This window comes from Cohnella hashimotonis, assembly GCF_030014955.1.
In the GTDB taxonomy this organism is placed as follows: Bacteria; Bacillota; Bacilli; order Paenibacillales; family Paenibacillaceae; genus Cohnella; species Cohnella hashimotonis.
The window spans coordinates 8,366,893-8,384,134 of sequence record NZ_JAGRPV010000001.1 but is presented as its reverse complement, the minus strand read 5'-3'; the positions used below and the strand labels follow the sequence as shown (position 1 = coordinate 8,384,134).

The following is a 17,242-nucleotide window of genomic DNA, read 5'->3' as shown; positions in this document are numbered from 1 at the left end:
AAGGAATATTCCTGTAAAGGAATATTTGAAAAATAATAAAAGCCGCCATTCGCGGCGGCTTCATGCTGGTACGGTTTTATTCGGAACAGGGGCTTGTGCAGGCATGGCTTGATGCAAGCAAAGCCCGAGGCAACAGCAATGCCCCTGCCTCTTAACCGCGGTGCGCGATGCAGTCGATCTCTACGAGCGCGTTTTTAGGCAGCTTGCCCACCTGGACCGTCGCGCGGGCAGGCAGCACGCCCCCGTCGAAGTAGCTCGCGTAGATCTCGTTGACCTTCGCGAAGTCGTCCATGCTGTCCAGGAAGATCGTCGTCTTCACGACATCTTCGAGCGAGAGGCCGGCTTCTTCGACGACAGCCTTCAGGTTCTGCAGCACGCGATGCGTCTGCGCTTCGATGCCGCCTTCGACGATCGCGCCTGTAGCCGGATCAAGCGGGATCTGGCCTGACGCGAACAGGAAGCCTCCTGCGAGCACGGCTTGGGAATAAGGCCCGATTGCGGCCGGCGCTTGGGCGGTGGATACAGCTTGGTTCATTAGTGAAATGCCTCCTCGATACCTCGTGAAGTGAGCGCCTTCGACTGCCTGCGGACGTTCCGCTCGGGAAGCGGCGCATTCTATTCCATCCTATATGCCCGGCGCGCTTCGCGCAACCTGACCGCCCTCGATTCCTTGTGTCAAAAAAAGAAACGAGGGATCGCTCCCCCGCTTCTCGATCTTCAGTGGTGCATGTCCGCCATATCGGCTGACGTATTCGTCTCCATGGCCTTCGTAAGCGTGATCGACCAGTCTTTGGCGCTCCAGGCGACATCCCAGCCGAACAGCTCGGCGATGAAGCGTACCGGCACCTGCACGCGGTTGTCCTTCAGCATGACAGGATTCCCGATCTCCATGCGCTTGCCGTTCAGCTCCATGTAGTTTTTGCCGACCCAGAACTGCGCCTTGGCATCGCCCGCGTCGATCCATACGGATTGAGCGCCACGATCCCAAGTCACTTTGGCACCGATGCCCTCGGCGAGATAGCGCAGCGGGATATAGTTGGTCCCGTTGTCCATGTACGGCTTCGTGTTCATCGTCGTTTCCTTGCCGTCAATGATCAGTTGGTTGGATCCGACCTTGAACCAGACCTTCATAACCTCGGGAGCCGTTGCCGCCGTGTGGAATTTTTCCGGAAATTGAGCCGCGATGCTGGCGGCGAGAACCGCGCCTGTCGGGAACATATGGGCATACGCTGTGCGAGCGTCTTTATAGACAGCGGCGTAATCTTTGGCCACATAGGCATCAAACGCGTTCAACAGGTGGTCGATATGCATCTTCAGGCCGTCGGCGATCGCTTGCCGGCTGAAGTTCGCGGGATTCGCGTCCGCGAAAAACTTGGCTTGCGCCATCCGGTATTCTTCCAGCTCGGCGACCGCCTCTTTCTTGCCGGCTTCGTCTTTGGTGCCGGTTGCTTTTACATAGTCCACGAAATAGCCGATATGCGAGGACCATACCTTTTTAAAGGCTTCTCCTGCATCCGCGCCGTATACGGAAGCGACTGCGGCGGACAGCTCGTCGGTGTTGCGGTTCAGCGATGCGGCTGCCGCTGCGAAGTCAGACGTGCCGTCGATTCCCTTCTGCATGGCGAAGATCGCCAGCAGCGCATGCTCGCCCAGCTTCTGCTCCAGCGCCGAGCGCAGGTCGGATGCGGGATTGGAGGCGACGGCATCCGTGAACTTCGCCGGGAACTGCGCCGCGATGCCTCCAGCCAGCGCATCGCCTGTCAGGTACATGTGCGCATAAGCCGTCTTGGCATCGTCGTACGCAGCCGTATAGTTTTTGCTCACATAAGCGTTAAATGCTGCGAGCAGATGGTCGATGTGCATCTTGAGGCCGTCAGCGATCGTCTTCTCGTCGAAGTACTTCGGATTGGCGTCGGCGAAAAACTTGGCTTGCGCCATTCGGTACGATTCCAGATCGGCGACGGCCTTGGCGCGGCCCGCTTCATCCTTGTCCGACGTCGCTTTGACATAGTCGACGAAGTAGCCGATGTGCGTGGACCATACTTTCTTGAACGCCGCGCCGGCGTCGGTGCCGTATACGGAGGCGACCGCGGCGGACAGGTCGTCCGTATTCTGATTCAACGCCCCTGCCGCCTGCGCGAAGTCGGGAGCGCCGTCGTAGCCCTTCTGCATCGCGACGATCGCGAGCAGCGCATGCTCGCCAAGCAGTTGGCCGAGCGCCGAGCGCAAGTCGGGCGTCGGCCCCTTCGAACTGACCGTATGGGCGCTCGCGAACGCGGGCACCAGCAGCAATAGCGATAAGAGCAAACCTGTGATTTTGACGCGTAGTCCGTTCATGAGGAACACTCCTTTTATAATGGGGTGGCCGTCAGCTTCCTTGACGGTTCTGCAAGGTGTAACGGGCTCCGCGAAATTTCGGATCACCGCCCGGACCTATTTTTTTAAAAAAGTGATCCGCTGTAATTTCAATTACGAACCCTTATAATGAATGGGAGTTCAGGAAAGGAGCTCCTCGATGAACGATATCGCGTCAGATACTGAGATGATGCGCCGCATCGCCGGACGAGACGCCACGGCGCTCGAAGCGCTCTACGACAGGTACGAGAAGTCGGTTTACGCCTTCGCCTACCGGTTCGCCCAAGACGCGATGCTGGCCGAAGAGATCGTACAGGAATTATTCATGCGAATATGGAATCAACCGGAGCGCTACGACGCCTCGCTGGGCAAGCTGACGACCTGGATCTTCGCGGTAACCCGCAATATCGCGATCGATCAGCTGCGCAAGCGGCAGAATCGTACGACCAGCCAGACTGCGGACGCCGAACAGCTCGCGCGCATGCCCGATACGGCAGGCGGTCCCGAGGAAGAATACGATGCCAAGTGGACGGGCGAGCAATTAAGAGAAGCTCTGTCGGCACTGAATCCGGACCAGCAGCAGGTGCTGGAGCTCATATATTATCAAGGCTTTACGCAGCACGAGGTGTCCGAGCGGCACGGCATCCCGCTAGGTACGGTCAAGAGCCGCGTGCGACTGGCGATGAAGCAGCTCAAGGAACGGCTCGGAGACCTGGAAAGGAGGCGAATACCCTATGACACAACCTCATGATCGGACTTGCGACCTGCTCGAGCTGTATGTACTGGGCGGTCTCACGGAGGAGGAGGCCACGCGCTTCGAAGCGCATCTCTCCTCTTGCGCATCCTGTCGGGAGCAGCGCCATGAGCTGGCGGATATCGTCGGTCTGCTGCCGACGGCCGCGGAGCCTCAGCCGGTTCCGGAAGGAATGAAAAAGAGAATTCTGGAAAACGTGCTTGCAGGGAACGTCTCCGCCGGGCAAGAGACGGCAGCGCCGATCGCCGCGGCGCAAGCCGAAGCGCGGCATGCGATACAACCTCCGCCGAAGCCGGCCGAGCCGAACGGGAGCCCACCGGTTTTCACGACAACCGAGAAACGCACGCCGGTCTACATGAAGCTCGTAACAGCCGGACTCGTCGCGGCGCTGCTCGCGCTCGCGCTGTACGCCGCCCAGCTGCGGGGACAAGTCGGCGACCTGCGCGGCGAGCTCGCGGACGTCGGCAGCGCGCCGGTTCAAGAGCTGAAGGTGAACCAGGCCGTCAAGCTGAATCCGGCTGCGGCGGATATTGTCGCCACGGGCCTCGCGACCATCGTCATCGACAAAAACGGCACCCACCTGCTCGTGCAGGCGGAACAGCTGCCGAAGCTGCAGGGCAACGAGGCTTACCAGGTTTGGCTGATCAAGGGCCAGGAGAAATTCAGTGCCGGCACCTTCTTATCCGCCGAGGGAACCGGTGCCCTTTATTACACGCTGAAAAACGGCGGCTACGATACGGTCGCGATCACGCTCGAGCCGGATGCGTTCGGCGACCAACCGCGCGGCGAGATCGTGCTGGCGGCTTCGCTCGACGCTTAATTCAAGGGATGGCTCCGAACGAAGCACAGAACGGGATGAAGCAGAATGGTTTTCTGCCTCATCCCGTTTTCGTTTTCGGATGACTCGCTTGGCCAATCCACGCAAAGGCGTTGGAGGCAAAGAGGCGCTGGACGGCGCCACATCGCTGGGTTGCGAGACCCGCCGAGGCAAAGAGGCGCTGGACAACGCCACATCGCTGAGCCGCGGGACCGGCCGGGCAAAGAGGCGCTGGACGGCGCCGCATCGCTGAGCAGCGGGACTTGCCGAGGCAAAGAGGCGCTGGACGGCGCCACATCGCTGAGCAGCGGGACTTGCCGAGGCAAAGAGGCGCTGGACAGCACCACATCGCTGAGCCGCGGGACTTGCCGAGGCAAAGAGGCGCTGGACAGCGCCACATCGCTGAGCCGCGGGACCGGCCGGGGCAAAGAGGCGCTGGACAGCGCCACATCGCTGAGCCGCGGGACCGGCCGGGGCAAAGAGACGCTGGATGGCGCCAAATCACTGAGCCGCGGGACCGGCCGGGGCAAAGAGACGCTGGATGGCGCCACATCGCTGAGCAGCGGGACTTGCCGGGGCAAAGAGGCGCTGGACAGCGCCACATCGCTGAGCCGCGGGACCGGCCGGGGCAAAGAGGCGCTGGACAGCGCCACATCGCTGAACCGCGGGACCGGCCGAGGCAAAGAGGCGCTGGACGGCGCCACATCGCTGAACCGCGGGACCGGCCGAGGCAAAGAGGCGCTGGACAGCGCCACATGGCCGCACCTCGGCACTAGCCTTGGCGGACGGACCGGTCATACCGGCTCTGCAGCACAAAAAAGCCGCCTATGGAAGGCGGCTTAATTACGGATGGTTGCACATGGGTAGCGCACGGTATCGCAGGTTCTCACATGCCGCGCACGTTCGCACTTAGCTGCACATGCCCGCCTTATGCCTTTGCGCGCTCCTCGAGCGCAAACCGGAACATTTGCTCGAACAGGAGGAAGTGGCAGTCGAGAATCTCATCCGGCGTAAAGCGATGTCCCGGCCCGTCGATGCCCATGTTGGACTCGTACGTCATGCTCAGGCCCCCGCATACATGGTGAACCGCAGTCGTCAGGTTAAAGGACGGATACGGATACGATTCCCCGTCCTGCACCATCTGCTCGACCACGTCGAACGGCAGCCCGTGCACGCGATGCGCCTCCGCCATCCGGAGGTTGAACGCCTGCTGCCTGCGCTTCACGTCGACCGGCAGGTACGGGATCCATGGGAAATGCACTGCCGTATCCGCGCCGCCATGAAGCGTCATATGGAAATCGACCGCCTCTCGGTCCGCCAGCCCGAGCAGCGCAGCCGACTCCTTCGCCATGGGCGCGAAGAAGTTATCGTGCATCATGTTGACGCCGTCGTCGTTGAAGTAGGAGCCAAGGAACGCCGATGCTTCCTTGATCGGATGAACCGCCTTGCAATCCGGCCATCGGCAGAGGGATCCGTCCTTCCAGGAGCCTTGCATATAATAAACGAATTGCTCGTACGGCACGCCGATCAGCGAATCGACGGGCAGACGCGCCCGGCCGTCCGGATTCATGCAAGGAATGAGCAAGAGACGGAAGCGGCCGGCGTTATCGTAAAGGTAATCGTGCCGCCGTCCTCGGTAATCCTCGCCGGTCTCGAGCAAACGGATCAGGTTCATGACGCCGACGATGCCCTCGAGCTCTCCGCCATGCACGCCGCCGACGATGAGCAGCACGGGCCTTGCGTCCTCGCCCTTGTCCGCGTACTTCGACGGAGCGCGGGCGCCGCAAGCCGAGCTGTAGTTCGCCTGCCGCCCGAAATCCTGCTTGTCGCCGTACTCCGCCATATAGACGCTGCGCCCGCCCGCGGACGCCGTCAGCACGCTCGCTCTGCCAAGGCTCAGGCTCGCCATCGCTTCCTCGATATCCGTCAGCTTCCCTTTCCAGAACGATGCCTCCAAGATCGATTCCTCCTGCGATAGTTGTCGTTAGCGTTGTTAGAGTCTCCTGTATTATGCAGGCGCGCCGGGAAAGACGCTTTCCCTTTTCCGCTTCGTTTTTGAACAATTCAGCGATAATCGCATATTTGGATTCGTCGGTCATCGCCCAATCGGACAGCGCGCAGGTCGGCGTCATCACGAAATGCGGAGCGCCTCGCAAGGCGCTCCGCAACCTATTAGACCGTTGTATAGCGTCAGGCCGCTTCCGGCGTTGGTAGCGCTTGGGTCTTGGGCTTCATCCGCTTCCAGCCGGAACCGATCAGCAGCAGGAGGAAGCCGCCTCCGACGCTCCATAGGACGGTCGCATTCGAGGACACAGCGTCCAGACCGCCAAAATACATGACCTCCCGCAGCCCGACGGCTGCGAAGCGCAGCGGCGTCCAGGCGTAGATCCAGTCGTGCGATGCCGTCGACAGGAACTCCGGCGCCATGTTCAGCATCGGCATCGAGAAGAACATCAGCAGGACCAGGATCGCCATCGCCGGCATTCCGATCCAGTTGAGCAGCGCGGATTGAATCATGTAGAAGGCTGCGCCGGCAAGCCACAGGAACAGCCAGGTTTGCGTCGCGTCAGCCAGCTCCATGCCGTACCAGGAGGACGCTTCCCAGACGAGGAAGGCCGAAGCGAGCCCGGTTAGCACGATGCCCGCGATGGACTGCCAGACGATCGCGGCCGGTCGGCGCGATCCCGCCTTCATGGCCGCGCCGCCTGCAAAAAATAGAATCAGCGCCGATACCAGGCTGCCCATCCACATGATCTGCGTGAGCAGGCCCGGCGCATTGCCGGATGCGTTGTTGACGCCTGCCGCATGCATGATCTCTTCCTGTACGACAATAGGAGACAGCAGCGCCGACGCGGTCGTCACGGACACTTGCTGCGTTTGTGCGCCGATTCGCTCGAGCATCGTCTTCGACAGCTCCGCGCCGGCGAGCCGCATCGCCTGAGCGAGCCCTTGCTTTACGACGGTGGCAGCCTGCGTATTCCAGCCTTCGTTCGCAATGATCTTAACCGTTGCCGGCTTCGGCGCGGCGCCGGCCAAAGAGGCGACGCCCGAGCTAAGATCGGCCGGTACGATCAACGCGCCATAATATTGCCGATCGTCCAGCCCCTTGCGCGCTTCGGCCTCGGAGCCGACGATGGTCCAGATGATCGGCAGCTGCGCATTCGACGTCAGCTTCTCCTTCAGCATCTCTCCGACGGCCAGCGTCGAGCCGCCCGGCAGCTCGGCCGGTTGGTCGAGCACGACAAGCGCCACCGGCACCTCCTTCGGCTTGGCTCCGAGCACCGAGCCCATCATCGCGGCTCCGAATACGACCAGTACGAGCAGGACGATCAGCGTCCCGATCCATACGATTTTTTGTTTGAATATCGACATCTCACTATCCGCTCCTCTTGTACACTTTATTGAACATCGTGTTGATTAACGCTCACTACGTTCATTATAATGAAGAGAGAGCGACGTTCAATCGTCAATGTAAGGACGCGATGTTCATTAATCGGCAGATCGACGACGAGCTGTTGATTAACGCGAAAAAAGAACGGAGGAGTCGCGATGACGGAAAAGTTGGACAGGCGAAAAGCGCGAACCCGGCAGCTGCTCTACGATGCGCTCATGACGCTGCTGCAAGAAAAGAGCGCCGATGCGATCACGGTCACCGATGTCGCCGACCGCGCAGACGTCAATCGCGGCACGTTTTATTTGCATTACCGGGATGTCGGGGACATGCTGCAGCAGTTGAAGGACGACGTATTCACCCGCGTGCGGGGCTGCGTCGAGAAGCTCGATATTACGGAAGCGATTCAATATATCGACAAGGAGGAGCCTTATCCGATCAGCATCTCCATCTTCGAGGAGATCGCCCGTCATGGGGAATTTCTGCGCATCATGCTCGGCCAGCAAGGCGACTTGTCCTTCGCCCGACAGTTGCGGGAGTTGTTCGCCACCCGGATTCAGGCCAAGCTGGGGACCTTGTCGCCCGAAGATCGGGCCGTACCGCTCGACTACCTCGTCTCCTACATCGCCTCCGCGAACTTCGGTATCGTCACGCACTGGCTGGACACCGGCCGCCAGCTCGCGCCCAGACAGATGGCCAAGATGATGGTCAACTTATTGAGCTACGGCCCGCTCGTATCGAGCGGCATTCGGAAAAAGCCGGAGTTGGTGGAATAAAAGCGCGTTGTAGAAATACGGTGTGGCTGTTCTGCGCAACGTGTTACCCTTTATCGGGCTCCGTTTACGCCTTTCTTGCGTCCGCTCCGTTCCTCCTCCGGACACAGGATCTGTTATTCACGCCGATTGTACGTTTCCGCAGCGGTTTCGGACACAGCATCCGTTATTTGCATGAATCCGCAGCTTGGGGGCAGCTTTCAGGAGGAATAGCGCATCCACGGTCCGCAACGCCCTCTTTAATCCACACTTTTGCGAAAATAGCGGACGTACGGTCCACTCGTCCTGATGCTGGGGCGCCGATTGGGATGGGATAAGTATGGGAAATGCGTCGATGTGACAGGATAGCGATGTGGCACATTCTTATTTGGGTGGAAGCGCGCCGCTGGAGCGGAGTAACTGGCGGTTGAAGCATAAAAACGACAAAAAAAGAACGGTCAAAAACGCTTGACCGTTCTCCAAAGCACTTCTTTTTGAACGCCGGGGCAGGCAACATGCCTGTGCAAAAAACGGACCATATCCATGTTGCGTCCTTCTACGAACAGGAGCCATTCCGAGAAATCCGAATCGCGGATCAAGCGCCGCCCCGCCTCGGCAGCCAGCGCGATGCCGCGTCCCATGCGCTGATGACGGGGATGCACGAACATCGTTTTGAACAGTATCGTTCGGGTATCGAACGGCTCGAAGATCATCCAGCCGACGACCGCACCGCCATAGCGCAGCAGCAGGCTGCGTTCCTTGTCGATCAGGTCTTCATCCGCAAACGGCGAATAGTCCGGCGTATACCAAACGCCCTCTCCTTGCCGTACTTCCTCGTACTCCTGCGTCGTCAACGTCTTGAAGGGACTTACCGTAAATACATCCGGCAGTCGTAATTGGTGAACCCACGGCATCTCCGGATGAAGCCCGGTCGAACCGCCCCAGATATGGATACCGTGCAGCGGTTCATCAAATCCGCATGCCTTTAAGAAAGCGGCCTCCGACGTACCAGGATCGGTGCCTCCGAGATATTCGGCTCCGATCGCGCGCGTCCCCGTCTGCTTCAGCGCCGTCTCAATCTCGTCGAATAGCGCGCGTCCCACGCCCTGACGGCGCGCTGACTCCGCCACAGTCAACGCGAGCAGACTCGCCGTATCCGTTGCCTCTCTCCGCTCGGCGAGCGCCAGCCCGACGGGCTCGCCTCCCCGACAGGCTCCGAGCGCCAGAAACGACGCCGGAAGCCGCTGCTTCAACACATGGCTTAACTCAGGGGGGATCAGGCCTGTGTAAACACCGGGCACTGCGTCCTGAATCGCCTCGATCTCCAGGGCTGCCAACTCAGTATTGCGGTACGTCTATCGTTGTATCGACGTAAAGATCGTTCCCGGCATTATCCGTAATGCCCGTCATAGTAATCTTGAACTTGCTGGACGACTGAAGCACAAAATTGGATCTGGCCTCGGCTGTCAACGTAATGATAATGCGCTTGTCGACGAAGCTGACAGAATAATGAGTGTTCGCAGTCAATGGCTGGAAATCGACGGCATTGCCGCTCTGCGAAAACTGCACCTGCATGCTATATCCCATTATTGCCGTCGTCAACATTTCGTTTGCCGTCAGCGTGAACTGACCACTGCCGTAGACACTGCTGCTCAAGATCGGAGCCGTCTCATCCATGACGATCGGCAGCGTCACCTGGCTGACCTCCTCGTTACCCTCCTTGACATGAAACACAAGGGCAGCCTCCGTGCTCTCGGTGGCGGCATCTAACGGATGAACGGTAATCCCGGAAGTGCCCGGCGTGAGCTCCACAAGCGGGGATGTGGATTCCACAGTGATGGTGCCCACCACGCCGCTTCCGCTCTCCGTTACGGTAAACTGATTGTTGACGTCATCATATTCAATCGTCTCATTTACCGCGCCGCGTTTGATTTTCAGATAATTTTTAATATTGCGCTTGTTGTATTGCTCATAACTGTCGGCAGATAGAACCGTATCTCCGGTCGTGCCGGTTCTGCCGCTGTTGAGGTAGAATGGACGCCCCTCCAAGGAGGCCTTCAGCGAATGCGACTCAGCGTCCTGAAACGCCGTAATTGCATTCTGCAGTGCCCCCGTTGCGCTGTCGATCTCAGACTGCGTTGCTCCGGCTTTCCCCTTTGCTTCTTCCGCAGCTTCAATCGCGTCATTCAGCGCATCGATCGCGCTCTGCGGGTATTGGCCTTCCAAGGTGCCGACCACCGCCGTATCGGCTAGGTTCGAAGCATCGGCAATCGCTGCGTCCAGCTGCGTCAGATCGATGTGAACGACAGCATTGTTAAACGTATCGATGGCATCCTGCAGCGTGGATTCGGCGCTGTCGATCCCCGCTTGTGTTGCCGCGGGGTCGTCCCTTAAGGCAATTGAAGTCTCGATCGCATCATTCAGCGCGTCGATCGCGCTCTGCGGGTACTGGCCTTCCGCATCGCCAACGGCCGCCGCATCGGCAAGGTTCGAAGCGTCTGCGATCGCTGCGTCCAGCTGCGCCAAATCGATGTGAACGACAGCATTGTTAAACGTATCGATGGCATCCTGCAGCGTGGATTCGGCGCTGTCGATCCCCGCTTGTGTTGCCGCGGCGTCGTTCCTTAAGGCAATTGAAGCCTCGATCGCATCATTCAGCGCGTCGATCGCGCTCTGCGGGTACTGGCCTTCCGCACCTCCAGCCACTGCCGCACCGGCATAGCCCGATGCAGCTGCGATCGCCGCATTCAGCTGCGTGAGATTGATATGGACGACCGCATTCTTAAATGTATCGATCACCTCTCGCAACGTGAAGGCTGCGCCGTCGATCGCCGTCTGCGTTGCCCCTATATCGGCCTTGACAGCTTCGGCAGCCTCGATTGCCTCTTTCAGCGCGTCGATCGCGCCCTGAGGATACTGACCCTCCGCTCCGCCTGCCACCGAGGCATTGGCATAGCCCAATGCGTCGGCGATCGCATCGTCGAGGAGCGTGGTACCGACATGTACGACAGCATTTTTAAATACATTGATCGCCGTGCGCAATGTCGCCAGGGCGCTGTCTACCTGCGACTGTGTGGCCTGAATATCGGCCTTTACCGCGCCGGCAGCTTCGACCGCTTCCTTCAGCGCATCGATCGCGCTCTGCGGGTACTGACCTTCCGCTTTGCCAGCCACCGCCGTATCGGCAAGGCCCGAAGCGTCGGCGATCGCTGCGCCTAGCGCGCTCTTGTCCGCAACCGTGGGCGGATTGTAGGATACGGGTGCCGATGGCTTCGTTACCGGCACGCCGCTTGCCGATACGATACTGCCGATCTGCGACTGCACCTGGCTCAGATTGGTTACGATGTCCGCCAGCGCGATACCCTCCGGCAAGACCAGCCGGTCGATCCGCACGTCGCCGCCGATGGTCAGTTTAGCTCTTGGATCGCTAATCTGGATCTCGCGATAGGCGCCTTTACCGGACAGCGTCGCCGCCTGCCCCATCAGCTCCAGACGATCGACGCTTGCGTCGACGGACACGTTAGCTGCTTGATTTTGAAGGATCAGATTTTTAATCGTTCCTCCGTTGATCGCTATGTAATCGCCCGATACCTTCAGCGTACCTCCGACAGGCATCCCTGTCGTATCTAACTTAACCGGAGTCCCTGCCGTACCTGTGGCGACGATCTCCAGCTCCGATAGCGCGTTCACGCTGCGAACGGCGGATTTGAACCGAAGCTTGGCGCCTGATAGCGCCTCTTTATTTCCTTCAGCCAGCAAAAGCTGCTTAAGCTTGTCCGATACCAGCAGCGGCTTACCATCCGCCATAATTACGTCGCCGTCGACCTTCGTTACCACTGCGCTTAACTCTTTTTCCGCAAAAATATCTACCAGGAGCTGCGCGATATCCGCCCTCGCTACCGCCTGTTTCGGTTGGAAGCCATCGTCCTCCGGGGTCATCAAACCTAGCCGGAGCGCGGCTTGCACGGATGCTGCCGCCCAACCGCTTGTTCCCGAGGCAAGCGCAGGGTCCATCTCCAGCCCGCCTGTCGTGTTCAGGCCGTTGACGGCGCGCACGAATACGGACGCCAGCTCCTGACGGGTAACCTTGCGGTTCGGATCGAAACCGGTATCCGTTCCGTTCATCAAGCCGGCCTTGCGCACGGCCTCAATATAACTCGTGCTCCAACTGTCGGAGGCAACATCCTTAAAGCTTGATTCTGCATTCGTATCCAACGGCAGATGCAGAGCTTTAGCCAACAACACGGCTAATTGCGTTCGCGTGAGCGACTCTTCCGGTTTGAATTCTCCATTCGGATAGCCGCTGATCAGCCCAAGCGAGACCGCTTCGCGGATGGCTGCCTGCCGATCGGCCGACACCGAACCGATATCTTTTAATGAAGCCTGCTCCACGGAAGCAAGAGGAGCGGCGAGCACGTTCCTCGCTCCGAATGCCGATGTGGCGATCATGCTTGCCAATAATACTGCTTTCCAATTCGTCGCCAATGTGATCCCGTCCTCTTGATGTATTGTCCTGATGCTGCGCATGCGATTCGAGTCGGGGCACCTCGGCCATTCATAAGCCTAAAGGTCATTATGATCTTCGTCAATGACTGAACGTTGACAAATCCGACGCGCTTCCATTCTCTAGCGCTTCCGCCCAACTCCGGAGCTCAGGCGCCCCTTGCCAAGACAGAAGAACCGCCGGATGCGATCCTGACGGTTCTCCGTTTCGAATACGGCGTGATCAGTCGATCAAATCCGAGTACTGCATAAACCGCTTCAGCATGACAGCCGCCTGAGCGCGGCTTGCCTGCGCCGAAGGCACGAACGTGTCGCTCGTCATGCCGGTGATGATGCCGGCATCAACGGCCTGCGCCACGGATGCGCGCGCCCAGCTGCCGATCGCAGCTTTGTCCTTGAAGCCGCTCAGCGAGGCTTCCGAAGACGACGGCGCGGAGCCTTGCGCGTACGCGACGGCTCTCGAGATCATGACCGCCATCTGCTCGCGTGTGATCGTGGCTCCAGGCTTGAAGCTGCCGTCTTCGAAGCCTTCGATCAGCTTCGCCTTTACGGCTGCGCCCGTTGCGCCTGCGTACCATGCGCCCGATGCGACATCCTTGAAGCCTGCAGCGCCGGATGCGTCAGGCGTGAGGCCCAGCGCGCGGACGAGCAGCGCCGCGAATTCGGCGCGCGTGATGCTGCTGTTCGGCGCAAACTGCGTATCGGACACGCCGTTGACGACGAGCTTGGAGGCGAGTAGCTCGACGTCCGCTTTGGCCCAAGGCGCGGTCAGATCGGTAAACGCCTTGTTAGCCGTTAGTACGGTATAGATGCTGTTGCCGTTGCGCTTGAACGTAATCTTAAAAGTGCCGTCAGACTGCTTCGTGAATTGTGCGGGCACGAAGGTTAGTGCGCCTGTCTGCGGATCGTACAGCGCGACGGTCGCGTGCGAAGCGTCGATCGTGCCCGATGTGACGACCGTACGCGACACATAGGTCGAGCCGAATTCATTCAGCTCGGAAGTCTTGCCCCCGCCGGATACGACGATCGAAAACTCGATCGCGCCGCCCTGCTGCGAGGCGCCGATGCCGGCCGCGCTAGCTTTAATCTTGGCGTTGATGTCATCTGCGGACGGGACGATGTTGACCTGAATGGTGATGTCCTGTGCCGATGCGCCGAGATTCGCGGCGATCGCGTCGAAGTTCAGCACGCCGAGCGGCAGCGAATATTCGCCTTCGCCGGTTTGTAGCGATACGATCGCGCCCGAAGAGGCGGCGTCCTTCAACGCGGAGAAGGGCAGGTTGAACTGCACGGCATCGCCTTGCTTGCCTTCATAGGCAATGTACACGACAGGCGCAGCGCCTTTATTGTCCTGTTGCGCAGCCTTCTTCAACGCATCGGCGAGCGATGCACCGTCCTGCGTGACGACGGTCGTCGAGCGTCCGCCTGCGTCCACCGTCGAAGTCTTATTCTTGCTCGTGTCGACCACGACCGGCTCAACGCCGCCTACCGGCGTGATGACCTTGCCCGTCGTAGGAGGTGGTGTTGGCGTCGACACGGTTCCGCCGGGAGACGGAATGATTGTCCCCCCCGTCACCTTAAAAGTCTTGCTCGCCACATCGCCGCCTTGCCCCACAGCTACGGTATAAGTGCCCCCCGGCTCGCCGGAGCCGATCGTGAACGGCGACGCGTATTGTCCGGCGGTCACAGGCACGATATTGAAGTACACGACGCTGCTGTCAGGACGCAGCACTTTGACGATGACCTCATCCAACGTAGAGGCGCCTTTGATATCGACCTGTCCGCCCGCCGTCACATCCGCCACATCCTGCAGCGAGACGACCGAGCTCTCGGCGTAAGCTGCTGCTGCCGGCACGAAGGCCAGACACAGCGTCAAAATCATGAATATACGAAGCATGCGCGATTTCACTGCTCGTTTCCCCGCTCCCTTATCAATCTTGATTATTATTATTTTGCGACATGATCATCGCCTCGTCGATCTCCGCTTGCGTCTTGACCGTGCCGAGGTTCAGTCCGAGATTCAACGTATCGCTGTCGAAGCTGCTGACGACGAATGCTTTGACCGTGTAATTCTTTGTAGCTGCATCCGTCACATTGAAGTTCGCCGAATAAGTGCCCGTGCCGATCGCCAGCTCGGCTGCCGCGATGCTGACCGGCGTATTGCCGTCGAACAGCTCGAACACGACGGCTTGCGTACCTGTATTGCCGCCTGACTCGGAGGAGCTCAACAAACTAGCGTTGTTTTTGTTGCCGTTGCCGTAAACCAGATTGTAAATAAACACTTTAGCAGTAATGCCGCTCGTCTTCGTGATCGACGGAGCCGTCATATAGAAGATATCGGACGACTTGTAGGCATAGCCGTCATAGTATTGCGTGCTGTACCCTTCCGACTCCACGGTGATTTCATAGCTCCGGTCTTTCAGGAAGATGCCCTTGTGAATCTTGATCTCACTGTCTGTAAGGTCATATTCGGATTTCGACAGCTCTCTGTAAGTTCTGTTTGCGTAGTCCCATATCTTAACGCTTTGAATATGGCTTTTCCACTCGGGACTGTTCTCGAACTTCAGCACCGTATCCGCATTGCTGAACAAATAGCCGCTCATTTGAGGCATATTGTAGGTGATCGTCTGCCTTCCCTCGACGTTCACTAGGTAGTGATGCGAATCCGTAAGGATGCCTGAATCAATCTCGACTTGCATGGTTCCTGCCACGATTCGATTATGCAGGAGAATGCCGATACTGGAACCGCTCAAGATGACCTTGTCTTCTGTGGACAATGGATTAAACGTAACGCCATTATCCGTCGAGATTTTGATCTTTTCCTTTAGATGCGATCCGTTTTCATCCACGGTGAGATCCTCTAATGGGCCGGCTTCGAAATATAAGCTGATAAAACGGCCATTAATACCGATGTTTGCATTTCTCATACGGAATGTCGCATCATTATTCACATCAATCCAATTGGTCCACCTTATACCATTATCTGAATAATTGCCTGCCAAGTCGGCGATTTTGCTTAGATCGAAACCCACATAGAAAACATTTTCGTCGATTAGCGTATTAAAATGAATATTAACCGTTCGTCCGGAAACCGTTACCGTCGCGCTCGATGGAAGCCCGTTTACATACCCGACTTGTGAATTGTACCAGCTAAAGTTTTGCTTGAACGCGGCAAGATCTTGTGTGGACATCGCCACTTCCTCATTGAACTTTAAGGTCAATTCTTTCAGATCGCTTGAAAGTTGGTAATCGATGTACTCCGGACCCGCCGTATCGGATATGTCTCCCTCCGGATTCGCCTGAAGGTACGGAGAAGCCAATTCATCCGAATAGTAATTCCCGTTCGCGTCCTGGAGCGTACCTCCGCTAATGACAATTTGGCTGCTCTCGCCGTTCAGAGCAGTCGCGAAATGGATATTAAGCTTGTCTCCAACAACCTCTACCGTGTCATTGGCGCCCAAATCCCTGCGATGACCGGATCCTTCTTTCAGCCAAATTCTCGACTTCAATTGCATCGATGCGTTATAAAAGGGCGTGGTGTAAATATTCCGGTCGAACGTAACCGTGACATCGTGATTGTCGCTGCTCAAAGCGGCGCTCTTAATGGCAGGCGGGCTCACGTCCAGAATCAACTCTGGCGTCGTATTACCCGCTGCATCTTTAAACAAGCCGACGGCAAGTTTAATTTTCGTTTTCGGGCCGGATACGATCTTCAGATCGTTCTGATAACTAATTTGAATGGAACTGCTGTCTCCGCTAAAATTAATAAGATCGTTGACGAGAGGCGAAAAATGCTCGCCGTCCTGCGCAACTTGAATTTGGCTTTGAAGATAAGCGATAGCCTCTCCTTCGTCCTCCATCGTATCGGGGAACACAGGGGTGATGGCTTCGTCGAAGTGCAGCTTCACGCCCTCACCATCGTTTAAGCTCTCCGCCCCGACGAACGCCGGCGGCACGATGTCCGCCCCTACGATGCCGCTCAGCTCGATCGGCGCGGCATAAGGCACGGTCTCGCCTTCCAGGACGACCGCACCCGCTGCGATGCGAACCGCATGGTGATCGCCGACCAGCCGCTGATCCAATTTCAGCACGATCGCATCAGGATCCTGGACATTATATGCTACGGAATCCGCTTCGCCAAGTGCCGCAAATTCCGGGGTGCCCACTTGTTTAATCGTGATGGCGCTCTTCAGTTGCTCCGGCGTACCCGACGGCGCTATGCTCCTGTCGAAGCGAATCGTGAACGTCTTGAAGTCGTCGTCGAGCGTGCCCGTCACGTTGGGCGTTCCCTCAGGCAGCAGGTCGCGCGCATCGCAATGTTTGCTCTGTAACGGCGCAGGATCGCCCCACTCCTCGTTCGAGCATTCGATGCCGTCCGTTGCCGTATCCGAGAAATAATTGCCGTCCGTCCCGTACCTCACTTCTTTGGTCCCAGTGAAGTCGCATACCCCTTGTTCATCCGCGCACTTGGTCCATGCCGGCATATTGTCAACGGTCGTGGTCGCGCTCGCCGCAGGCGCATACGAGAATGCCGCGAAGACCATCATCGCCAGCATCATGAAAACTGAAACTTTTTTCATTCTTCTTTTGTCACTCCTATATGTTTTTAGTGATTCTTTTAGCCCAGATTTTAGTATAAAGAAAGCCAATGACGGCAAAATGACAAACTT

12 protein-coding genes are annotated in these 17,242 nt (G+C 58.1%); 4 read left to right on the top strand and 8 right to left on the bottom strand.

Annotated features, from left to right (window positions below; translation table 11 throughout):
- Positions 1-151 precede the first annotated feature (151 nt).
- Both KB449_RS33505 and KB449_RS33500 read right to left on the bottom strand, forming a co-directional pair.
- Positions 152-535, bottom strand: coding sequence for a RidA family protein (locus KB449_RS33505; protein ID WP_282912497.1), 384 nt, complete (start codon positions 533-535; stop codon positions 152-154).
- Between the two features lie 182 nt (positions 536-717).
- Positions 718-2,337, bottom strand: coding sequence for a copper amine oxidase N-terminal domain-containing protein (locus KB449_RS33500; RefSeq protein WP_282912496.1), 1,620 nt, complete (start codon positions 2,335-2,337; stop codon positions 718-720).
- Positions 2,338-2,515: 178 nt separating this feature from the next.
- On the opposite strand from KB449_RS33500, the gene KB449_RS33495 reads away from it, so the two are divergent.
- The 3 genes from KB449_RS33495 (at position 2,516) to KB449_RS33485 (ending at position 4,769) form a co-directional block, all read left to right on the top strand.
- Entirely contained in the window at positions 2,516-3,106 is a 591-nt protein-coding gene (locus KB449_RS33495) for an RNA polymerase sigma factor (RefSeq protein WP_282912495.1), read from the top strand.
- Complete coding sequence (locus KB449_RS33490) at positions 3,090-3,929, top strand: anti-sigma factor (RefSeq protein WP_282912494.1); 840 nt, start codon at positions 3,090-3,092, stop codon at positions 3,927-3,929. The genes KB449_RS33495 and KB449_RS33490 overlap by 17 nt, the downstream gene beginning before the upstream one ends.
- Positions 3,930-4,079: 150 nt before the next feature.
- On the top strand, positions 4,080-4,769 hold the full coding sequence (locus KB449_RS33485) for a hypothetical protein (protein WP_282912493.1): 690 nt from the start codon (positions 4,080-4,082) through the stop codon (positions 4,767-4,769).
- 85 nt (positions 4,770-4,854) lie between these two features.
- Here the strand turns inward: KB449_RS33485 and KB449_RS33480 are convergent, their stop codons facing one another.
- Both KB449_RS33480 and KB449_RS33475 read right to left on the bottom strand, forming a co-directional pair.
- Complete coding sequence (locus KB449_RS33480; RefSeq protein WP_282912492.1) at positions 4,855-5,883, bottom strand: M14 family zinc carboxypeptidase; 1,029 nt, start codon at positions 5,881-5,883, stop codon at positions 4,855-4,857.
- 233 nt (positions 5,884-6,116) lie between these two features.
- The gene (locus KB449_RS33475) at positions 6,117-7,298 is read right to left on the bottom strand and encodes a YhgE/Pip domain-containing protein (protein ID WP_282912491.1); all 1,182 of its coding nucleotides are present in this window, start codon (positions 7,296-7,298) and stop codon (positions 6,117-6,119) included.
- A 177-nt stretch (positions 7,299-7,475) separates the two neighbouring features.
- On the opposite strand from KB449_RS33475, the gene KB449_RS33470 reads away from it, so the two are divergent.
- Positions 7,476-8,093 carry a TetR/AcrR family transcriptional regulator gene (locus KB449_RS33470; RefSeq protein WP_282912490.1) on the top strand — a complete coding sequence of 206 codons (618 nt, stop codon included), beginning with the start codon at positions 7,476-7,478 and terminating at the stop codon, positions 8,091-8,093.
- A gap of 434 nt (positions 8,094-8,527) precedes the next feature.
- On the opposite strand, the gene KB449_RS33465 is transcribed toward KB449_RS33470, so the two are convergent.
- The 4 genes from KB449_RS33465 to KB449_RS33450 form a co-directional block, all read right to left on the bottom strand.
- Positions 8,528-9,325: a GNAT family N-acetyltransferase gene (locus KB449_RS33465; RefSeq protein WP_282912489.1), complete on the bottom strand. Its 798-nt coding sequence runs from the start codon at positions 9,323-9,325 to the stop codon at positions 8,528-8,530.
- An 82-nt stretch (positions 9,326-9,407) separates the two neighbouring features.
- Positions 9,408-12,554, bottom strand: a complete 3,147-nt coding sequence (locus KB449_RS33460) for an S-layer homology domain-containing protein (protein ID WP_282912488.1) — start codon at positions 12,552-12,554, stop codon at positions 9,408-9,410.
- A 241-nt stretch (positions 12,555-12,795) separates the two neighbouring features.
- The gene (locus tag KB449_RS33455) at positions 12,796-14,481 is read right to left on the bottom strand and encodes an S-layer homology domain-containing protein (protein ID WP_282912487.1); all 1,686 of its coding nucleotides are present in this window, start codon (positions 14,479-14,481) and stop codon (positions 12,796-12,798) included.
- 22 nt (positions 14,482-14,503) lie between these two features.
- Positions 14,504-17,152: a hemoblobin-interacting domain-containing protein gene (locus KB449_RS33450; protein WP_282912486.1), complete on the bottom strand. Its 2,649-nt coding sequence runs from the start codon at positions 17,150-17,152 to the stop codon at positions 14,504-14,506.
- Positions 17,153-17,242 lie beyond the last annotated feature (90 nt).